This window comes from Methylobacterium sp. E-016, assembly GCF_022829745.1.
Classification (GTDB): domain Bacteria; phylum Pseudomonadota; class Alphaproteobacteria; order Rhizobiales; family Beijerinckiaceae; genus Methylobacterium.
Genome location: NZ_JAKSYF010000062.1, coordinates 86,882 through 102,838, shown reverse-complemented (window position 1 = coordinate 102,838; position 15,957 = coordinate 86,882). Strand labels below are relative to the sequence as shown.

The 15,957-nt window shown below is 71.4% G+C and carries 16 protein-coding genes; 10 read left to right on the top strand and 6 right to left on the bottom strand.

Annotation, left to right across the window (positions count from 1 at the left end):
- Positions 1 to 45: 45 nt before the first annotated feature.
- Complete coding sequence (locus MKK68_RS05995; RefSeq protein WP_147729379.1) at positions 46 to 789, top strand: 3-deoxy-manno-octulosonate cytidylyltransferase; 744 nt, start codon at positions 46 to 48, stop codon at positions 787 to 789.
- A gap of 8 nt (positions 790 to 797) precedes the next feature.
- A complete protein-coding gene (locus MKK68_RS05990; protein WP_147729380.1) occupies positions 798 to 1,658 on the top strand; it encodes a prephenate dehydratase in 861 nt (286 codons plus the stop codon).
- A gap of 1 nt (position 1,659) precedes the next feature.
- Here MKK68_RS05990 and MKK68_RS05985 read toward each other — a convergent pair whose 3' ends face one another.
- Positions 1,660 to 2,385: a fused DSP-PTPase phosphatase/NAD kinase-like protein gene (locus tag MKK68_RS05985; RefSeq protein WP_244029276.1), complete on the bottom strand. Its 726-nt coding sequence runs from the start codon at positions 2,383 to 2,385 to the stop codon at positions 1,660 to 1,662.
- A 192-nt stretch (positions 2,386 to 2,577) separates the two neighbouring features.
- On the opposite strand from MKK68_RS05985, the gene MKK68_RS05980 reads away from it, so the two are divergent.
- Positions 2,578 to 3,084 (top strand): GNAT family N-acetyltransferase, encoded by a 507-nt coding sequence (locus MKK68_RS05980; protein WP_147844117.1) that lies wholly within the window; start codon positions 2,578 to 2,580, stop codon positions 3,082 to 3,084.
- A 117-nt stretch (positions 3,085 to 3,201) separates the two neighbouring features.
- Positions 3,202 to 3,738 carry an inorganic diphosphatase gene (gene ppa / locus MKK68_RS05975; RefSeq protein ID WP_147730016.1) on the top strand — a complete coding sequence of 179 codons (537 nt, stop codon included), beginning with the start codon at positions 3,202 to 3,204 and terminating at the stop codon, positions 3,736 to 3,738.
- Positions 3,739 to 3,830: 92 nt separating this feature from the next.
- Here ppa and MKK68_RS05970 read toward each other — a convergent pair whose 3' ends face one another.
- Complete coding sequence (locus MKK68_RS05970) at positions 3,831 to 5,087, bottom strand: FAD-dependent monooxygenase (RefSeq protein WP_244029274.1); 1,257 nt, start codon at positions 5,085 to 5,087, stop codon at positions 3,831 to 3,833.
- Between the two features lie 178 nt (positions 5,088 to 5,265).
- On the opposite strand from MKK68_RS05970, the gene tesB reads away from it, so the two are divergent.
- The 4 genes from tesB to MKK68_RS05950 all read left to right on the top strand — a co-directional run bounded on the left by tesB (position 5,266) and on the right by MKK68_RS05950 (position 10,126).
- Positions 5,266 to 6,156 (top strand): acyl-CoA thioesterase II, encoded by an 891-nt coding sequence (gene tesB, locus MKK68_RS05965; RefSeq protein ID WP_147728183.1) that lies wholly within the window; start codon positions 5,266 to 5,268, stop codon positions 6,154 to 6,156.
- A gap of 307 nt (positions 6,157 to 6,463) precedes the next feature.
- The gene (locus MKK68_RS05960) at positions 6,464 to 6,802 is read left to right on the top strand and encodes a P-II family nitrogen regulator (RefSeq protein ID WP_147728184.1); all 339 of its coding nucleotides are present in this window, start codon (positions 6,464 to 6,466) and stop codon (positions 6,800 to 6,802) included.
- Between the two features lie 86 nt (positions 6,803 to 6,888).
- The gene (locus MKK68_RS05955) at positions 6,889 to 8,394 is read left to right on the top strand and encodes an ammonium transporter (RefSeq protein ID WP_244029272.1); all 1,506 of its coding nucleotides are present in this window, start codon (positions 6,889 to 6,891) and stop codon (positions 8,392 to 8,394) included.
- A 454-nt stretch (positions 8,395 to 8,848) separates the two neighbouring features.
- Complete coding sequence (locus MKK68_RS05950; RefSeq protein ID WP_147728186.1) at positions 8,849 to 10,126, top strand: outer membrane beta-barrel protein; 1,278 nt, start codon at positions 8,849 to 8,851, stop codon at positions 10,124 to 10,126.
- Positions 10,127 to 10,247: 121 nt separating this feature from the next.
- Here MKK68_RS05950 and MKK68_RS05945 read toward each other — a convergent pair whose 3' ends face one another.
- Both MKK68_RS05945 and trmD read right to left on the bottom strand, forming a co-directional pair.
- Complete coding sequence (locus tag MKK68_RS05945; protein ID WP_243985403.1) at positions 10,248 to 11,417, bottom strand: phosphoserine transaminase; 1,170 nt, start codon at positions 11,415 to 11,417, stop codon at positions 10,248 to 10,250.
- 157 nt (positions 11,418 to 11,574) lie between these two features.
- Positions 11,575 to 12,294, bottom strand: a complete 720-nt coding sequence (gene trmD, locus MKK68_RS05940) for a tRNA (guanosine(37)-N1)-methyltransferase TrmD (protein ID WP_244029270.1) — start codon at positions 12,292 to 12,294, stop codon at positions 11,575 to 11,577.
- Between the two features lie 78 nt (positions 12,295 to 12,372).
- Between trmD and MKK68_RS05935 the strand changes: the two genes are divergently transcribed.
- On the top strand, positions 12,373 to 13,119 hold the full coding sequence (locus MKK68_RS05935; protein WP_244029268.1) for a class I SAM-dependent methyltransferase: 747 nt from the start codon (positions 12,373 to 12,375) through the stop codon (positions 13,117 to 13,119).
- A gap of 175 nt (positions 13,120 to 13,294) precedes the next feature.
- Here the strand turns inward: MKK68_RS05935 and MKK68_RS05930 are convergent, their stop codons facing one another.
- On the bottom strand, positions 13,295 to 13,993 hold the full coding sequence (locus tag MKK68_RS05930) for a glutathione S-transferase family protein (protein WP_243935749.1): 699 nt from the start codon (positions 13,991 to 13,993) through the stop codon (positions 13,295 to 13,297).
- 113 nt (positions 13,994 to 14,106) lie between these two features.
- Between MKK68_RS05930 and MKK68_RS05925 the strand changes: the two genes are divergently transcribed.
- Positions 14,107 to 14,682 carry a TetR/AcrR family transcriptional regulator gene (locus MKK68_RS05925; protein WP_244029266.1) on the top strand — a complete coding sequence of 192 codons (576 nt, stop codon included), beginning with the start codon at positions 14,107 to 14,109 and terminating at the stop codon, positions 14,680 to 14,682.
- Positions 14,683 to 14,772: 90 nt separating this feature from the next.
- On the opposite strand, the gene MKK68_RS05920 is transcribed toward MKK68_RS05925, so the two are convergent.
- The gene (locus tag MKK68_RS05920; protein ID WP_243935753.1) at positions 14,773 to 15,876 is read right to left on the bottom strand and encodes an aromatic ring-hydroxylating oxygenase subunit alpha; all 1,104 of its coding nucleotides are present in this window, start codon (positions 15,874 to 15,876) and stop codon (positions 14,773 to 14,775) included.
- Positions 15,877 to 15,957: the final 81 nt, after the last annotated feature.

Sequence of the window (15,957 nt, the reverse complement as noted above, 5' to 3'; positions counted from 1 at the left end):
AGCACCGGCCCGCGGCCCGGCCGCCGTCCCGCAGATCGCCCGTCGATGTCCGATCCCCTCGTCCTGATCCCCGCCCGCCTCGCGGCGACGCGGCTGCCGAACAAGCCCCTGGCGCTGATCGCCGGCGAGGCGATGATCGTGCATGTCTGGCGCCGCGCGGTCGAGGCCGGGATCGGGCCGGTGGTCGTCGCCACCGACACCGCCGAGATCGCCGCCGCGGTCGAGGCGGTGGGCGGCGTCGCGGTGATGACGCGGGCCGATCACCCGTCGGGCTCCGACCGCCTCGCCGAGGCCCTGGAGATCGTCGACCCGCAGGGCAACCACGACGTCGTCGTCAACGTGCAGGGCGACCTGCCGACGATCGATCCGCGGGCGATCGGGGCGGCGGTGGCGCTGCTCGCCGACCGCGCGGTCGACATCGCCACGCTGTGCGCGCCGATCGTCGACCCGGCGGAGGCCGAGAACCCGAACGTGGTCAAGCTCGTCGGCCACACGGTCGGGCCGGAGCGCCTGCGCGCGCTCTACTTCACCCGCGCCCGCGCCCCCTGGGGCGATGGGCCGCTGTTCCACCATATCGGCCTCTACGCCTATCGCCGCCGGGCGCTGGCGCGCTTCATGGCGCTGCCGCCGGGCGAGCTCGAGACCCGCGAGAAGCTGGAGCAGCTCCGCGCGCTGGAGGCCGGGATGCGCATCGACGCCGCGATCGTCGACGACCTGCCGCTCGGCGTCGACACCCCCGCCGACCTGGAGCGCGCCCGCGCGCTGCTCGGCGCCCGCCGCCTCAACTGACCGTTGCGATGACCGATCCGAAGACCATCAGCTACCAGGGCGAGCCCGGCGCCAACTCGCACATCATCTGCGCGGAGGCCTACCCGGACTGGACCGCCCTGCCCTGCCCCACCTTCGAGGACGCCTTCGCGGCGGTCACCGAGGGCCGTGCGCAGGCGGCGATGATCCCGATCGAGAACTCGATCGCCGGCCGCGTCGCCGACATCCACCACCTGATCCCGACCTCGGCCCTGCACATCGTCGCCGAGCACTTCCTGCCGATCCACTTCCAGCTCATGGTGCTGCCGGGCACGCGGATCGAGGACCTGCGCTCGGTCCACACCCACGTCCACGCGCTCGGCCAGTGCCGTCGCATCATCCGGCGGCTCGGCCTCAAGGCGGTGGTGGCCGGCGACACCGCGGGCGCCGCCCGCGAGGTGATGGAGGCGGGCGATCCTTCCCGCGCGGCGCTGGCGCCGGCTCTGGCGGCGGAGGTCTACGGCCTCGACATCCTCGCCCGCGACGTCGAGGACGAGGCCCACAACACGACGCGCTTCGTGGTGTTCCGCCCCGAGGCCCTGCCGGTGGCGGCGGGCGACCGCCCGATGGTGACGAGCTTCGTCTTCCGGGTGCGCAACATCCCGGCCGCGCTCTACAAGGCGCTCGGCGGCTTCGCGACCAACGGCGTCAACATGTCGAAGCTCGAGAGCTACATGGTCGACGGCGAGTTCACCGCGACGCAGTTCTACGCCGAGGTCGACGGCCATCCCGAGGAGCCGGGCCTCGCCCGCGCGCTGGCCGAGCTCGCCTACTTCTCGCGCGAGCTGCGGATCGTCGGGACCTACCCGGCCCACCCGTTCCGCGACGCGGCGCGGCCGGCGGCGGAGTAGCTCACTCCCGCCCGATCACCCGGTCGACCACCACGTCGGACCAGAAGCCCGGCCGGAAGCCGCGCTTGAGCGCCTCCGGGTCGTAGACGGTCTCGACCCAGGTCAGGAAGTCGAGCCCCTGCCCTGCGCCCTCGAGGGCGTAGCGGGCGAAGAACGCATCCAGGATCCCGGTCTTGGCGAAGCGGAAATGGCCGTAGCGGGCCGAGAGCTGGCGCGCGGCCTCCGCCACCGGGCGGTCCTCGTGCAGGATCAGGTAGAGGGCGGCGCCCAGGCCCGCCCGGTCGGCGCCCGACTTGCAGTGCATCACCGCCGGGTATTCGAGGTCGGCGAAGAAGTCGCGCGCGGCCAGGATCGTCTCGCGGGAGGGCGCCTCGCGCGAGCGCAGCACGAACTCGACGAGCTTGAGCCCCTGGCGCTCGCAGGCCTCGCGCTCCAGCGGCCAGGAGCCGTGCTCGCGCCCGCCGCGCAGCGAGACCACGGTGCGGACCCCCTCCGCCCGGAAGCGCGCCAGCTGGTGCGGGCCCGGCTGGGCCGAGCGCCACATCTTGCCCGTGCCGATCCGGTGGCGGTTGAGATAGGCCATCCGGAAGATGCCGTGATCGACGAACAGCATGTTCGCCCAGGCGCCGAGCCGTGCCGGCGCGCCGCTGATCGGCCGCGCGAAGCGCTCGATGCGGGCCATGCGCCGGGCGTAGCGGGTCTCGGGGCTGAGGAAGCGGTTGAACACGGGCTCTCGCGGTGGTGGCGAGGGGCAGGCTCTATCAGCGCGCCCCCGGGCCGGCAATTCGGCATCTCCCTTGCCTGTGCCGGTCGCGAAGGGCGCTTGGCTGCCTTCTGTTCGCCCCGATCGGGGGCGAACCTGACGGCCTGCCGCGGGTTGCCCCCCGCCAACCGCACGATCGAACCGAAGGGTCCGGCCATGAGCACCCGCACCACGAGCATCCGCCGGGCCCGCAACGCGGATGTCGGCGCGCTGTCGGCGGTGTTCGATGCGGCCTGGCGCGAGGCCTATCGCGGGATCATCCCGGGCGTGGCGCTGGAGCGGCTGATCGCGCAGCGCGACGGCGCGTGGTGGCGCGCCGCGCTCAAGCGCGGCCGGCCGATCGCGGTGGTCGAGACCGCCGACACGGTGGTCGGCTACGCCGGCTACGGCCGCGCCCGCAGCCGGTCGCTCGGCGTCGAGGGCGAGGTCGACGAGCTCTATCTCCGGCCGGAATACCAGGGCGTCGGCCTCGGGCGGCGCCTGTTCCTGGCGGTCCGCAACGATCTCGCCGACCACGGCCTGGCGCGGATCGGCGCCTGGACGCTGGAGGACAACGCCCGCGCCGCCGACTTCTACGCCGGCCTCGGCGGGCGACCCGGCCCGCGCGCGCTCGACCGCTTGGCCGGCGTGCCGCTGCCGAAGGTCGGCTACCTGTTCGGCTGACGGTTCTTCCCGTTCGTCGCGGCGTGCGGCGCGGCGCGGATTTGCTTCGCGCGCCAAGGGCTTTATGAGACCCGCGCAACGGGGCGAGGCCCCGATCTTCCGGGATGCGCCAGCGCCATGATCATCGACAACATCTCGATCGGCAAGAACCCGCCGCACGACGTCAACGTCATCATCGAGGTGCCGCTCGGCGGCGAACCGATCAAGTACGAGATGGACAAGGAGGCCGGCGCGCTCGTCGTCGACCGCTTCCTCTACACCCCGATGTTCTACCCGGGGAACTACGGCTTCATCCCGCACACCCTGTCCGGCGACGGCGATCCCTGCGACGTGCTGGTGGCCAACACCCGCGCCGTGGCGCCCGGCGCGATCATGAGCGCCCGCGTGGTCGGCGTGATGGTAATGGAGGACGAGGGCGGCGAGGACGAGAAGATCATCGCCGTGCCCTCGCGCCACCTCACCAAGCGCTACGACCGGATCGAGAACTACACCGACCTGCCCGAGATCACGATCCAGCAGATCCAGCACTTCTTCGAGCACTACAAGGATCTCGAGCCCGGCAAGTGGGTCAAGTTCGTGCGCTGGGGCGACAAGGCCGAGGCCCACCGCCTGATCCACGAGGCGATCGACCGCGCCAAGAAGGCCAAGGCCTGAAGGGTTTCCCCGGGCCGATCGAGGCCCGCGCCCGGCTCCCTTCCCCGCGGACGGGGAGAGAGCCGGGCGCGTCGAAGAGATGACGTGAGACGTCAGAGCGCCTCGCCGCGCAGCAGGCGCGGCTGGGCGCCGCGCGCGCCGGCGGCCTCGCCGACGAAGAAGCGCTTGAGGCCGGGCATCCGGTCGACGAGGCCGAGGCCCAGGTCGCGGGCGATCCGCAGCGGCAGGGCGTCGTTCGAGAACAGCCGGTTGAGCCCGTCGGTCGCCGCCCCCATCGCCAGCGTGTCGAATCGGCGCGCCCGCTCGTAGGCGACGAGCACGTCCGCCGCACCGGGATCGAGCCCGAGGCGCAGGGCGCCGGTGACCGCCTCGGCGAGGGCTGCCGCATCCGCCAGGCCGAGATTGAGGCCCTGGCCCGCGATCGGGTGGATGACGTGGGCGGCATCCCCCAGGAGCGCGAGGCGTTCGGCGCGGAAGCGCCGGGCGATGCCGAAGGCGAGCGGATGGGCGCTCGGGCCCTGCTCCAGGGCCAGCCGCCCGAGATCGGGCGTGAACCGGCGCTCGATCTCGGCCAGCACCGCGTCGGGCTCGCCCCCGAGCAGGGCGTCGACGTCGGCGGCCCGCTCGGTCCAGACGATCGAGGAGCGGTGCCCTTGCGGCCCGTCGGCCAGCGGCAGGATCGCGAACGGCCCGCTCGGGAGGAAGTGCTCGGTCGCCCGGCCCCCGTGCGGACGCGCGTGCCGGATCGTCGCGACGATGCCCGTCTGCGGGTACGACCAGCCGACCCAGCCGATCCCGGCCGCCTCGCGCAGGCGCGAGCGCGCCCCGTCGGCGGCCACCAGCAGCGCGGCCCGGAGGGTGCGGCCGTCGGAGAGGGTGGCGCGGATCGCGTCGCCGTCGGGCACCGCGCGGGCGATCCCGACCGGGTCGAGCGCGACGCCGGCCGCCGCGCAGGCCGCGCGGAGCGCCGCCGCCAACGTCTCCGCCTCGACCATGTGGGCGAAGGGGCCGTCAGAATCGCGCGGCGTCTGCGCGAAGGTCAGGAAGACCGGGCGGACCGGGTCGGCGAGCCGGCTGTCGCTGATCGCCATCTCGGTGATCGGCGCGGCCGCCGCCCCGAGCCGGTCCCAGATCCCGAGCCGCTCCAGCATGCGCCGGCCGCCGGCCGCGATGGCGAAGGCCCGGCCGCGCTGCCGCTCGGCCGCGCGCGGAAGGCCCGGATCGCAGACCGTGACGGCGAGCGCGTCGCCGTGCGCCTGGCGCAGCGCCAGGGCCAGCGACAGGCCCGGGATGCCTGCGCCCGCGAGCAGCAGGTGGCGGCTGCCCGGGCGGGTCGTCGAACCCCTCATCGCCTCGTCCTCATCGTTCCCTCGCGCGAGGAAGTGACACCGCTTCCGCCCGCAGGCAACGCGCGGGCTCGTCCGGCGGGCGCAGGGAAGCGCGGTCGCACCGCGAGCCCGATGGCGAGGCAGGCCGCGCGGATGCTATGGCGGACGCCTCCTCGCCCCGAAAGCCCGCCGCACAGCCATGCCGACCGATCCCGTCCCGCCGACCGATTCCGGCATCGTCGCCGAGCTTCTCGCCATCCTCGACCTCGAGCGGCTGGAGACCGACCTGTTCCGCGGCGTCAGCCCGCGGAACGGCTGGAAGCGGGTGTTCGGCGGGCAGGTGGTGGGTCAGGCGCTGGTCGCCGCGACCCGGACGGTGCCGAGCGCCCGCGCGCCGCACTCGCTCCACGCCTACTTCCTGCTCGGCGGCGACCCGAGCGTCCCGATCGTCTACGAGGTCGAGCGCATCCGCGACGGGCAGAGCTTCACCACGCGCCGGGTCAAGGCGATCCAGCACGGGCGCGCAATCTTCGCGATGACCGCCTCGTACCAGGTGACGGAAGCCGGCCACGCCCACCAGGCGGCGATGCCCGACGCGCCGCCCCCGGAATCGCTGCCCGACACCAAGTCCCTGCTCGCCAGGGGCATGCCCGGCATCCCCGCGGCGGTGGCCGGCTATTTCGGCCGTCCGCGCCCGATCGAGCTGAAGCCGGTCGACCTGCGACGCTATCTCGAAGGCGGGCCGCAGGCGCCGCTGTGCAACGTCTGGCTGCGCGCGGCCTCGCAGCTCCCCGACGATCCGGCGATCCACCAGGCGGTGCTCGCCTACGCGTCCGACATGACGCTGCTAGATGCCACGCTGATCGTCCACGGGCGCTCGGTGTTCGATGCCGACATCCAGTCGGCGAGCCTCGACCACGCCCTGTGGTTCCACCGCCCGTTCCGGGCCGACGAGTGGCTGCTCTACGCCCAGGACAGCCCCAATTCCGCCGGCGCGCGGGGGTTCGCCCGCGGCCAGATCTTCGCGCGCGACGGGACGCTGGTGGCGTCGGTGGCGCAGGAGGGCCTGATTCGCCCGCGGCCGGCCTAGTTTGGCGTCAAACCGCCGGCAGGCCGCCGCACGCGCCGAATTCCTGCGCTTCTGATGAGCATTTGCCCGTTTTGTGTGCGATTACTGCTCAGCTTGAGCCCGTCCCCGCGCCAGTCCGCGACCAAAGCGTGTGCATCCGGCGGTCGCGTGAAAAGGTTCCCAAAAAGTTCGGCGCTGGCATAGTCCTTGAATGAGGGCCCGGCGATCGCGGGGTCATTCGGATCCTGCGCGACCATCCTGGACCGGAACCCCCTGCCGAGCGTCGGCTGCGGCACACGGTTCCCAACCCACGCAGGGGGCGCCAAGCATGAAGATCGTGATGGCCATCATCAAGCCGTTCAAGCTGGAGGAGGTGCGCGACGCACTGACCGGCATCGGCGTGCACGGCCTGACGGTGACCGAGGTCAAGGGCTACGGCCGCCAGAAGGGCCACACCGAGATCTACCGCGGCGCGGAATACGCCGTGAGCTTCCTGCCCAAGCTGAAGATCGAGGTCGCGGTCGCCGCCGACCTGACCAGCACGGTGATCGACGCCATCGCGGGCGCCGCCCGCACCGGCCAGATCGGCGACGGCAAGATCTTCGTCATGCCGCTGGAGAAGGCCGTCCGGATCCGCACCGGCGAGACCGACGCCGACGCGCTCTGAGCCGGCCCGCGAGGGCCGCCGCCCTCACCACCCATTTCTGCCTCGCAACAATCCTGACAGCACCGCGACCCGGGAGTCTCGTGTCCATGAAACTTCGCAACGCCCTCGCGCTCGGACTGGGAGGGGCCGCGCTCGCCCTGGTCCTCGTCGAGCCGTCCCTCGCGCAGACGCCGGTGCCGGAAGCGGCCTCGGCGCCCGCGCCCGTCGCCCTGGTGCCCAACAAGGGCGACACCTCCTGGATGCTGATCTCGTCGGCCCTCGTGCTGATGATGAGCGTGCCGGGCCTGGCGCTGTTCTACGGCGGCCTCGTGCGCACCAAGAACATGCTCTCCGTCCTGACCCAGGTCTTCGCGATCGTCTCGATCGTCTGCCTGCTGTGGGTGTTCTACGGCTACAGCCTCGCCTTCACCAACGGCGGCACCATCAACGACTTCGTCGGCGGCTTCTCGAAGGCGTTCCTGAAGTGCGTCGACCCGAACTCGACCGTCGCCACCTTCTCCAACGGCGTCGTCATCCCGGAATACGTCTACATCTGCTTCCAGATGACGTTCGCGATGATCACCCCGGCCCTCATCGTCGGCGCCTTCGCCGAGCGGATGAAGTTCTCGGCGCTCGTGGTGTTCACCATCCTCTGGGTGACGCTGATCTACTTCCCGATGGCGCACATGGTCTGGTACTGGGGCGGCCCGGACGCGGTCGGCAACGCCGCCAAGGCGCTCGCCATGGCGACCGACGACGCGGCCAAGAAGACCGCGCAGGACGCGCTCGACGCCGTCAACGCCGATGCGGGCTTCCTGTTCAAGAAGGGCGCCCTCGACTTCGCCGGCGGCACCGTCGTGCACATCAACGCGGGCATCGCCGGCTTCGTCGGCTGCCTGATGCTCGGCAAGCGCATCGGCTACGGCCGTGACCTGCTCGCCCCGCACTCGCTGACCATGACCATGATCGGCGCCTCGCTGCTCTGGGTCGGCTGGTTCGGCTTCAACGCCGGCTCCAACCTCGAGTCGAACGGCACCACGGCGCTCGCCATGATCAACACCTTCGTCGCGACCGCGGCGGCGGCGGTCTCCTGGCTGTTCGTGGAGTGGGCGATGAAGGGCAAGCCGTCGCTGCTCGGCATGGTCTCCGGCGCCATCGCCGGCCTCGTCGCCGTCACCCCGGCCTCGGGCTTCGCCGGCCCGATGGGCTCGATCGTCCTCGGCCTCGTCGCCGGCGGCGTCTGCTTCGTGATGTGCTCCACCGTGAAGAACGCGATCGGCTACGACGACTCGCTCGACGTGTTCGGCGTCCACTGCATCGGCGGCATCCTCGGCGCCCTGGCGACGGGCATCCTGGTGGATCCGAAGCTCGGCGGCGTCGGCATCCCCGACTACGCGACCAAGCCCGGCGAGATGGTTCTCGGCACCTACGACATGATGAGCCAGTTCATCATCCAGGCCGAGGCCGTCGGCCTCACCCTGCTGTGGTCGGGCATCGGCTCGGCGATCCTGTACAAGCTCGTCGACCTGACGATCGGCCTGCGCGTGACCCAGGACGAGGAGCGCGAGGGCCTCGACATCGCCGATCACGGCGAGCGCGCCTACAATTACTGATCCATCGACGTCCCCGTGACGCCGACGAAGCCCCGGTGCCCCGCACCGGGGCTTCTTTCGTGACGGCCATCCCCGAGGCGGTCGCGGGGCAGCGGTCGGGGGATCCGGTCCTTCGTCCGGAGGCGTCTCGAACCAAGCCGATGCGTGCAACGTGTCCCGAGGCTCGCGACCAAGTCCAGGATCAGTCCTCGATCGTCGAGCGATTCGCCGATGCAGTCGATCCGGCCCGGTCCGGCGGCGCTTGGTAACGATCCGTTAACGAAGACGCACGGAATTCCGGATGATCCACGCCGGATGGGCCGACTGGTTGTGGTGCGACGGCAACACATCTTGAGCTTGGGGCGGCTGCGGCCGCGATTGCCCGTTTCGTAGGCAATTGCCCGAAAGTTGTTTTTGCGGAGGGTGGGAACTTTCGGCACCTTGGCCGCAGCAAAAAACAAACGGGGCTCGGACTATGACCTTGAAGCTGTTCCTCCAGGGCGCCACGGCGTCGATCGCCACGCTGCTCTGCGTCGGACAGGTGTCGGCCGCCGACCTGTCGGCCAAGCCCGCTCCGCCCCCGGTCCCCGAGGCCTGCAAGGTCGCGATCACCTTCCCGGCCTACGGCGGCGTCATCAAGCAGAACCCGAACCCGAGCTGCTTCACCATCGGCGGCATCGGCGAGATCTACGTCGGCGGCGCGGTGACCGGCTACGCCTACACGCAGACCAACCCGTTCAACACCGCGGTCACGCCGCCCGGCGTTCCCGCCGACCGCGCCGGGCGCGTCGACTTCTCGAACCTGCAGGGCTTCATCCAGAAGGCCGACGGCCCGTTCCAGTTCTACGTCGCGGTCGGCGCCTACACGATCCCCGGCCTCGGCGCGCCGATCTACAGCGCCTTCGACCAGACCGACCTGCTCTTCACCCCGGTCTCGATCGCGTTCGGCAAGTACCAGATCAACGACGAGTGGTCGCTCCAGGGCGGCCGCATGCCGACCAACATCGGCTCGGAGCTGCCGTTCACCTTCCAGAACCTGAACATCTCCCGCGGCCTGCTGTTCAACCAGGAGAACGTGATCAACCAGGGCGTCCAGGTGAACTACGCCAGCGGCCCGTGGGCGGCCTCGCTGGCGGCGACCGACGGGTTCTTCTCGGGTGAGCTCAACTGGATCACCGGCCTGATCACCTACAAGATCGACGACGCCAACACGATCGGCATCAACGGCGGCACGCACTTCAGCAGCTTCAATTCCGGCCTGCAGAGCCTGCGCTTCCAGTACGCCACGCCCCTGTCGCTGCAGAACAGCAGCATCATCAGCCTGAACTACACCTACTCGGCCGGCCCCTGGATCGTGACGCCCTACATCCAGTACACCAACGTCGAGCGCAACGCCGCCCTCGGGCTCAACGGCGCCGAAACCTTCGGCGGCGCGATCCTCGCGAGCTACGCCTTCACCGACAACTTCGCCCTGGCCGGCCGCTTCGAGTACATCGCCCAGAGCGGAAACCGCTTGAGCCTGTTCCCCGACACCTCCGTCCTCTACGGCGCCGGCAGCGAGGCGCTCTCCTTCACCGTCACGCCGACCTTCACCTTCGGCCAGTACTTCCTCCGCGGCGAGTACTCGCGGGTCGAGCTCTACGACATCACCCGCGGCAGCCTGGCGGCCGGCACCCTCGGCACCGGCTTCGGCCGCACCGGCAACCGCACCTCGCAGGACCGCTACATGGTCGAGACCGGCATCACCTTCTGATCCCGGCAGCCTGCGGGGCCGTCCTCACGGTCCCGCATCCACCACGCCAACGAAAACGGGCGGCCCGATCGGGCCGCCCGTTTTCGTTGGCGCGCTGCCGGGTGGCGCGCGGGCCGCGTTCCTACGCCGCCTGCGTCAGGGCCGCCTTCTCCCGGGCGAAGGCCCAGTCGAGCCAGGGCGTCAGCGCCTCGAGGTCGCTCCGCTCCACCGTGCCGCCGCACCAGATGCGCAGGCCGGGCGGCGCGTCGCGGTAGGCGCCGATGTCGAGGGCCACGCCCTCGCGCTCCAGGGTCTCGACGATGCCCTTGGCCACGCGCTCCACCACCGCGTCGCCCAGCGCCAGCACGTCGGCATCGGCGATGACGAGGCACACGCCGGTGTTGGAATACGTCGCCGGGTCGACCGCGAGGTTGGCGATCCAGGGCGTGCGCGCGACCCAGTCGTGGATCACCCGCGCGTTGCCGTCCGCCCGCGCATGCAGGGCGTCGAGCCCGCCGAGGTCCTGCGCCCAGGCCAGCGTGTCGAGGTAGTCCTCGACCGCGAGCATGGAGGGCGTGTTGATGGTGTCGCCGGAGAAGATCCCCTCGATCAGCTTTCCGCCCTTGGTCAGGCGGAACACCTTCGGCAGCGGCCAGGCCGGGACGTGGCTCTCGAGGCGGGCGACGGCGCGGGGCGAGAGCACCAGCATGCCGTGCGCCGCCTCGCCGCCCATCACCTTCTGCCAGGAGAAGGTCACCACATCGAGCTTGTCCCAGTCGAGCGCCTGGGCGAAGGCGGCCGAGGTCGCGTCGCAGATCGTCAGCCCCTCGCGGTCGGCGGCGATCCAGTCGCCGTTCGGCACCTTCACCCCGGCGGCGGTGCCGTTCCAGGTGAAAACCACGTCGTTGTGCTTCGTGTCGATCGCCGACAGGTCGGGCAGCACGCCGTAGGGCGTCTGGTGGATGCGCGGGCTGATCTTGAGCTGCCTCAACGCGTCGGTGACCCACTCCGAGCCGAACGCCTCCCAGGCCGCCACCTCCACGGTCCGCGGCCCGAGCATCGACCACATCGCCATCTCGACGGCGCCGGTGTCGGAGGCCGGGACGATGCCGATGCGGTAGTCGGCCGGCACGCGCAGCACGTCGCGGGTCAGGTCGATCGCCCGGCGGAGCTTGGCCTTGCCGGCGACCGAGCGATGCGAGCGGCCGAGCGGCGCGTCGGCCAGGGCCGCCGGGGTCCAGCCGGGGCGCTTGGCGCAGGGGCCGGAGGAGAAATGGGGCACCCGGGGGCGGGTGTCGGGTCGGCGCAACATGAGGATCCATCCTTACAGATGGGCGCACCTCGTCGGGGAGGCGTGTCCCGCCGCCGGGATGCGCCGATGCCGGCGGCCCTGCAAGGGCCGGGGACGCGTGGACACCCCGATCCGCTTGCATCGCGCCGCGGTGTTCGCGCGCCTGCCGGGATGCGCCTCAGCCGCCGCGCGGCCGCGCCATCAGATCCGGCCGGCGCTCGGCGGTGATCCGCTCGGATTCGGCCCGGCGCCAGGCGCGGATCGCGCCGTGGTCGCCGCCGGTCAGCACCTCCGGGATCGTCCGGCCCTCCCAGTCGCGGGGGCGGGTGTAGTGCGGGTATTCGAGCCGGCCGCCCTCGAAGCTCTCCTCGTCGCCGGACGCCGCCTTGCCCATCACGCCGGGCAGCAGGCGCACGCAGGCGTCGATCAGGGTGATCGCCGCGATCTCGCCGCCGGAGAGCACGTAGTCGCCGATCGAGACCTCCTCGAGGGCGCGGCCGGCGATCACCCGCTCGTCGACCCCCTCGAAGCGGCCGCAGACGATCAGCGCGCCCGGCCCGGCGCTCAGCGCCCGCACCCGCGCCTGCGTCAGCGTCTTTCCGCGGGGCGACATCAGCAGGCGGGGGCGGGCGTCATCCGGACCGGTCGCGGCGTCGATGGCGGGGCCGAGCACGTCGCAGCGCAGCACCATGCCGGCGCCGCCGCCGGCCGGGTTGTCGTCGACGCTGCGGTGGCGGCCGAGCCCGTGCTCGCGGATGTCGCGGGCCTCGCAGACCCAGTCGCCGCGGGCGAGCGCGCTGCCCGACAGCGAGGCGCCGAGCGGCCCGGGAAACATCTCGGGGTAGAGCGTGAGGATCGTCGCCCGCCAGGGCGGGGCGGAAGGGGGCGGGTTCGTCATGGCCGCTTGATGGCGCCGGGACGCCTGCGCGGTCAACGCCGCGGCACCGAGCGCCGCCCTCGCGCGTTCAGGACTTCGATGATCAGACCGCTCCTCGCCCTCCTCCTCGCTCTCCCGGCCCTGGCGCACGGCGCGCAGGCGGCGGAACCCCTGGGACCGCCCGGCGCCCCGGCTGCCGCCTTCCCGAAGCCCGACCGGCCGGTGGCCGAGATCGTCGCGGCGCAATGGGCCTTCGAGGCGCAGCGCGACAAGGCCGACGAGTTCGGGCAGGTCGCCCGCCTGATGGGCTTCAAGCCGGGCGAGACGGTGGCCGACATCGGCGCCGGCAGCGGCTACTACGTCACGCGGCTGAGCCCGCTGGTCGGGCCGCAGGGCCGGGTGCTCGCCGAGGACGTGACGCCGCGCTACCTCGCCGACCTCGAAGCCCGGCTGCGCAAGGCCGACCTGTCCAACGTCACGGTGGTGCGCGGCGAGCCGCACGACCCGCGCCTCGCGCCCGCCTCGGTCGACGCGGCGATCCTGGTGCACATGTACCACGAGATCACCCAGCCCTACGGCCTGCTCCACAACCTCGCCGCCGCGATGAGGCCCGGCGGCCGGGTCGGGATCGTGGACGCCGACGACATCCCCTCGCGCCACGGCACGCCGCCCAAGCTCCTGCGCTGCGAGCTGTCCGCCGCGGGTTTTCGCGAGACGGGCTTTTCGGTGCTCGACGGCGGGGTGGGCTACCTCGCGGTGTTCGAGGCGCCGGCCCCCGACCGGCGGCCCGATCCGAAGGCGATCACGCCTTGCAAGGATGAGGCGACGCGGGGGAAGGCGCGATAGAGGTCGAGGCCCGGTTTCGCGACCGCCCTCCTCCGATCCATGTCGGGCATGCGGACGGGCGCCGGCACTGGTCGGAAGGCGGCGTCTGCAGGCCGCCGTCCAATGCAAGCCGGCGTCCAAGGGCGGCACGGGGCGGCTCGCGGTGGGGCGATGACCGGATCCGACCGCCGGACGCTCAGGCGCGTTCGTCGATCTCCGGGACGCCGCTGCTCCGGTCGGCGTAGGCGGCGATGAAGGTCGGCCGGGTCTGCCAGCGCCGCCAGAAGGCATCGAGATGCTCGAAGCGCTCATCGAGGGGCGTCGCGTTGACCGGAAACTTGGAGAACGCGATCGCCGTCGCCAGCGTGATGTCCGAGAAGGTCGGCTGATCGCCGCCCAGGAGCCACGCGCGGCCGTCGGCGAGATGCCGGTCGACCAGGCCGGCATGCGCCAGCGCCACCTTGCGCGAATGCTCGCCCCAGGCCGGGTTGCTGGTCAGCTCGAGCTTCGGGCCCAGGCCCTGGTGCAGGACGTGGAACGCGGTGACGATGGGGTAGAGGATGTGCACCCACACCCGGCTGTCCCACATCTGGTCGAGGCCGCGCTCGAGCGCCGTTTCGCCCATGATCTTGCGGCCTTCGAACGCGTCGTCGAGGTAGCGGGCGATGGCGGAGGTCTCGCTGAGAAAGGACCCGTCCGCGAGCGCGAGGGTCGGCGTCTCGCCCCAGGCGTTCATCTTCAGGTGCTTCCATCCCCGTTGCTCGCCGACGGGCGACATGTCGTAGACCGTCTCGTCGAAGCGGTCGGCGATGCCCTTCTCGTGCATGAAGATCCGCAGGCGCTGCGGGTTCGGGAAGGCCGAGGGGGAGGTGAAGAGCCTGAGCTTGTCGGACATCGTCGTCTCGCTTTCCATCACGTTCGCCTGTCTGTCAGATGACAGGCAGCACGCTACGTCCCGGCGCTTGTCTCGTCAACCCCTGTCTGCCATATGACAGATGGAGGTTGGGCATGGCAGCGACGTCGAAGGAGAACGTGCGGGAGGCGATCCTGGCGGCCGCCCGGGAGGCGGCGATGGCTCACGGCTACGGCGGTCTCAATTTCCGCGACCTCGCCGAGACCGTCGGCATCAAGGCCGCGAGCATCAACTACTACTTCGCCAACAAGGCTCTCCTCGGCGAGGCGGTCGCGCGCCGCTATTGGGAGGACATCGCCCGCGACCTTGAGGACGTGTCGGCGCATGCCTCGAGCCCGACGGAGGCGCTGAGACGGTACCCCGGCATCTTTCGCCTGTCGCTGGCGCGCGACAACCGCATGTGCCTCAGCAGCTTCATGGCGACGGAATACGATGCGTTGCCCGAGCCGGTCCTGAAGGAGGTTCAGGCTTTCGCCGACGTCAACACGGCGTGGCTGCGTCGCCAGCTCGTCGCTGCCGAGCTGGTCGCGCCGAACGAGGGCGAGGCGAGAGCGCGTGCCGTCTACGCGGCGGTCGCCGGCGCACAGATCGTCGCGCGAAGCCGCGCGGACATAACGCTGTTCGATTCCCTGATCCAAAGTTATCGGGAAGCGGGGCTGCTGCCGAACTGATCGGAGCTGAACGGCAAGATCGCGCGGTCCGAACCGACGTTCCCGCGCGGGATCGCGACCGAGACGCGCATCGGGTCGCCCCGATGCCCCTCACGAGCGCCAGCGCAGCTCCCGCGACTCCAGCGGGTTCGCGAACGGGCGCCCGGCGCGCGCGGCCTCCAGCGCCTCGCGCTTCAGGCGAAAGTACCATTGCGAGGGCAGGTCGCCCTGGCCGAACAGCACCATGGTCGGCTTGCGGTCGAGGCCCAGTTGCGCGTGCTGGAGCACCTGCTGGTCCTGGGTCAGGAACTGGCGCATCAGCGGGCGGGCGACGGGCTTGAGCAGGTTGAGGCCGGGGACGTTCCAGTAGAGGGCGTTGGTGAGCATCGTGCGGTTGGCGGTCAGCGGCGTCGCGAAGGTGTAGTTCGCCAGGCGCTTGGCGCCCGCCGTGATCCGCTCCAGGCGCACGCCGGGAAGGCGGAACTCGATCTCGACGTCGGGCACCCCGCCGAGCAGGCGGTAGACCGGCGAGCTCGTCGTCGTCGCGTGGCTCGACATGACGAAGCCGTGCGGCACTGGCCGAAACGTCTTCTTCTTCTCGCGCAACGCCTTGGACGGCCGGAACCACCAGGAATCGTGGACGAAGGCGACGTGGCCGGGATCGACGAGGCTCAAGGTCGTCAGGTCGAACGAGGCCTCGACCACGAGCTCGACCACGAGCGAGCCGACCGGGTGGAAGTCGAGCGCCGGCAGGGCGGGCGTCTCGCCCGGCGTCCCGAGATGCGGGTTGACCCAGACGAAGCCGGCGCTCTCGATCACGGGGAAGCGCTGCACCACGATCTTCGAGAAGTCGGCCGTGTCGTGCTCGGAGAGGGTCGGCACGTCGCGGCAGCGGCCTTCGGTGGAGAAGCGCCAGCCGTGGAACGGGCAGACCAGCTCGGCGCCGTCGAAGCCGCCCTTGGACAGCGCCATGCCGCGGTGCGGGCAGCGGTCGCGCAGCGCGAACGGGGCGCCGTCCGCATCGCGCCCGATCACGATCTGCTCGCCGTTCAGCTCGACCGCGCGGAGCGCCTTGCCGGTCAGGCCCGAGGCTTGGCCGACGCAGTACCACGCATCCGGCAGCGGCCGGCGCATCGCATCGGGGTCGAGAGCCTCGTCGGCGGCCGGGTCGCGTGCGGGACCGCTCGCGTGGAGAGCGATCGGGGAGGCGGACATGGGGTCTCGCAACGGTTCGGGAACGTCCTCATACGCCGCCCCGCCGGATGGGGAAAGCGAGGCCGCCGTTCCAACCCCGCC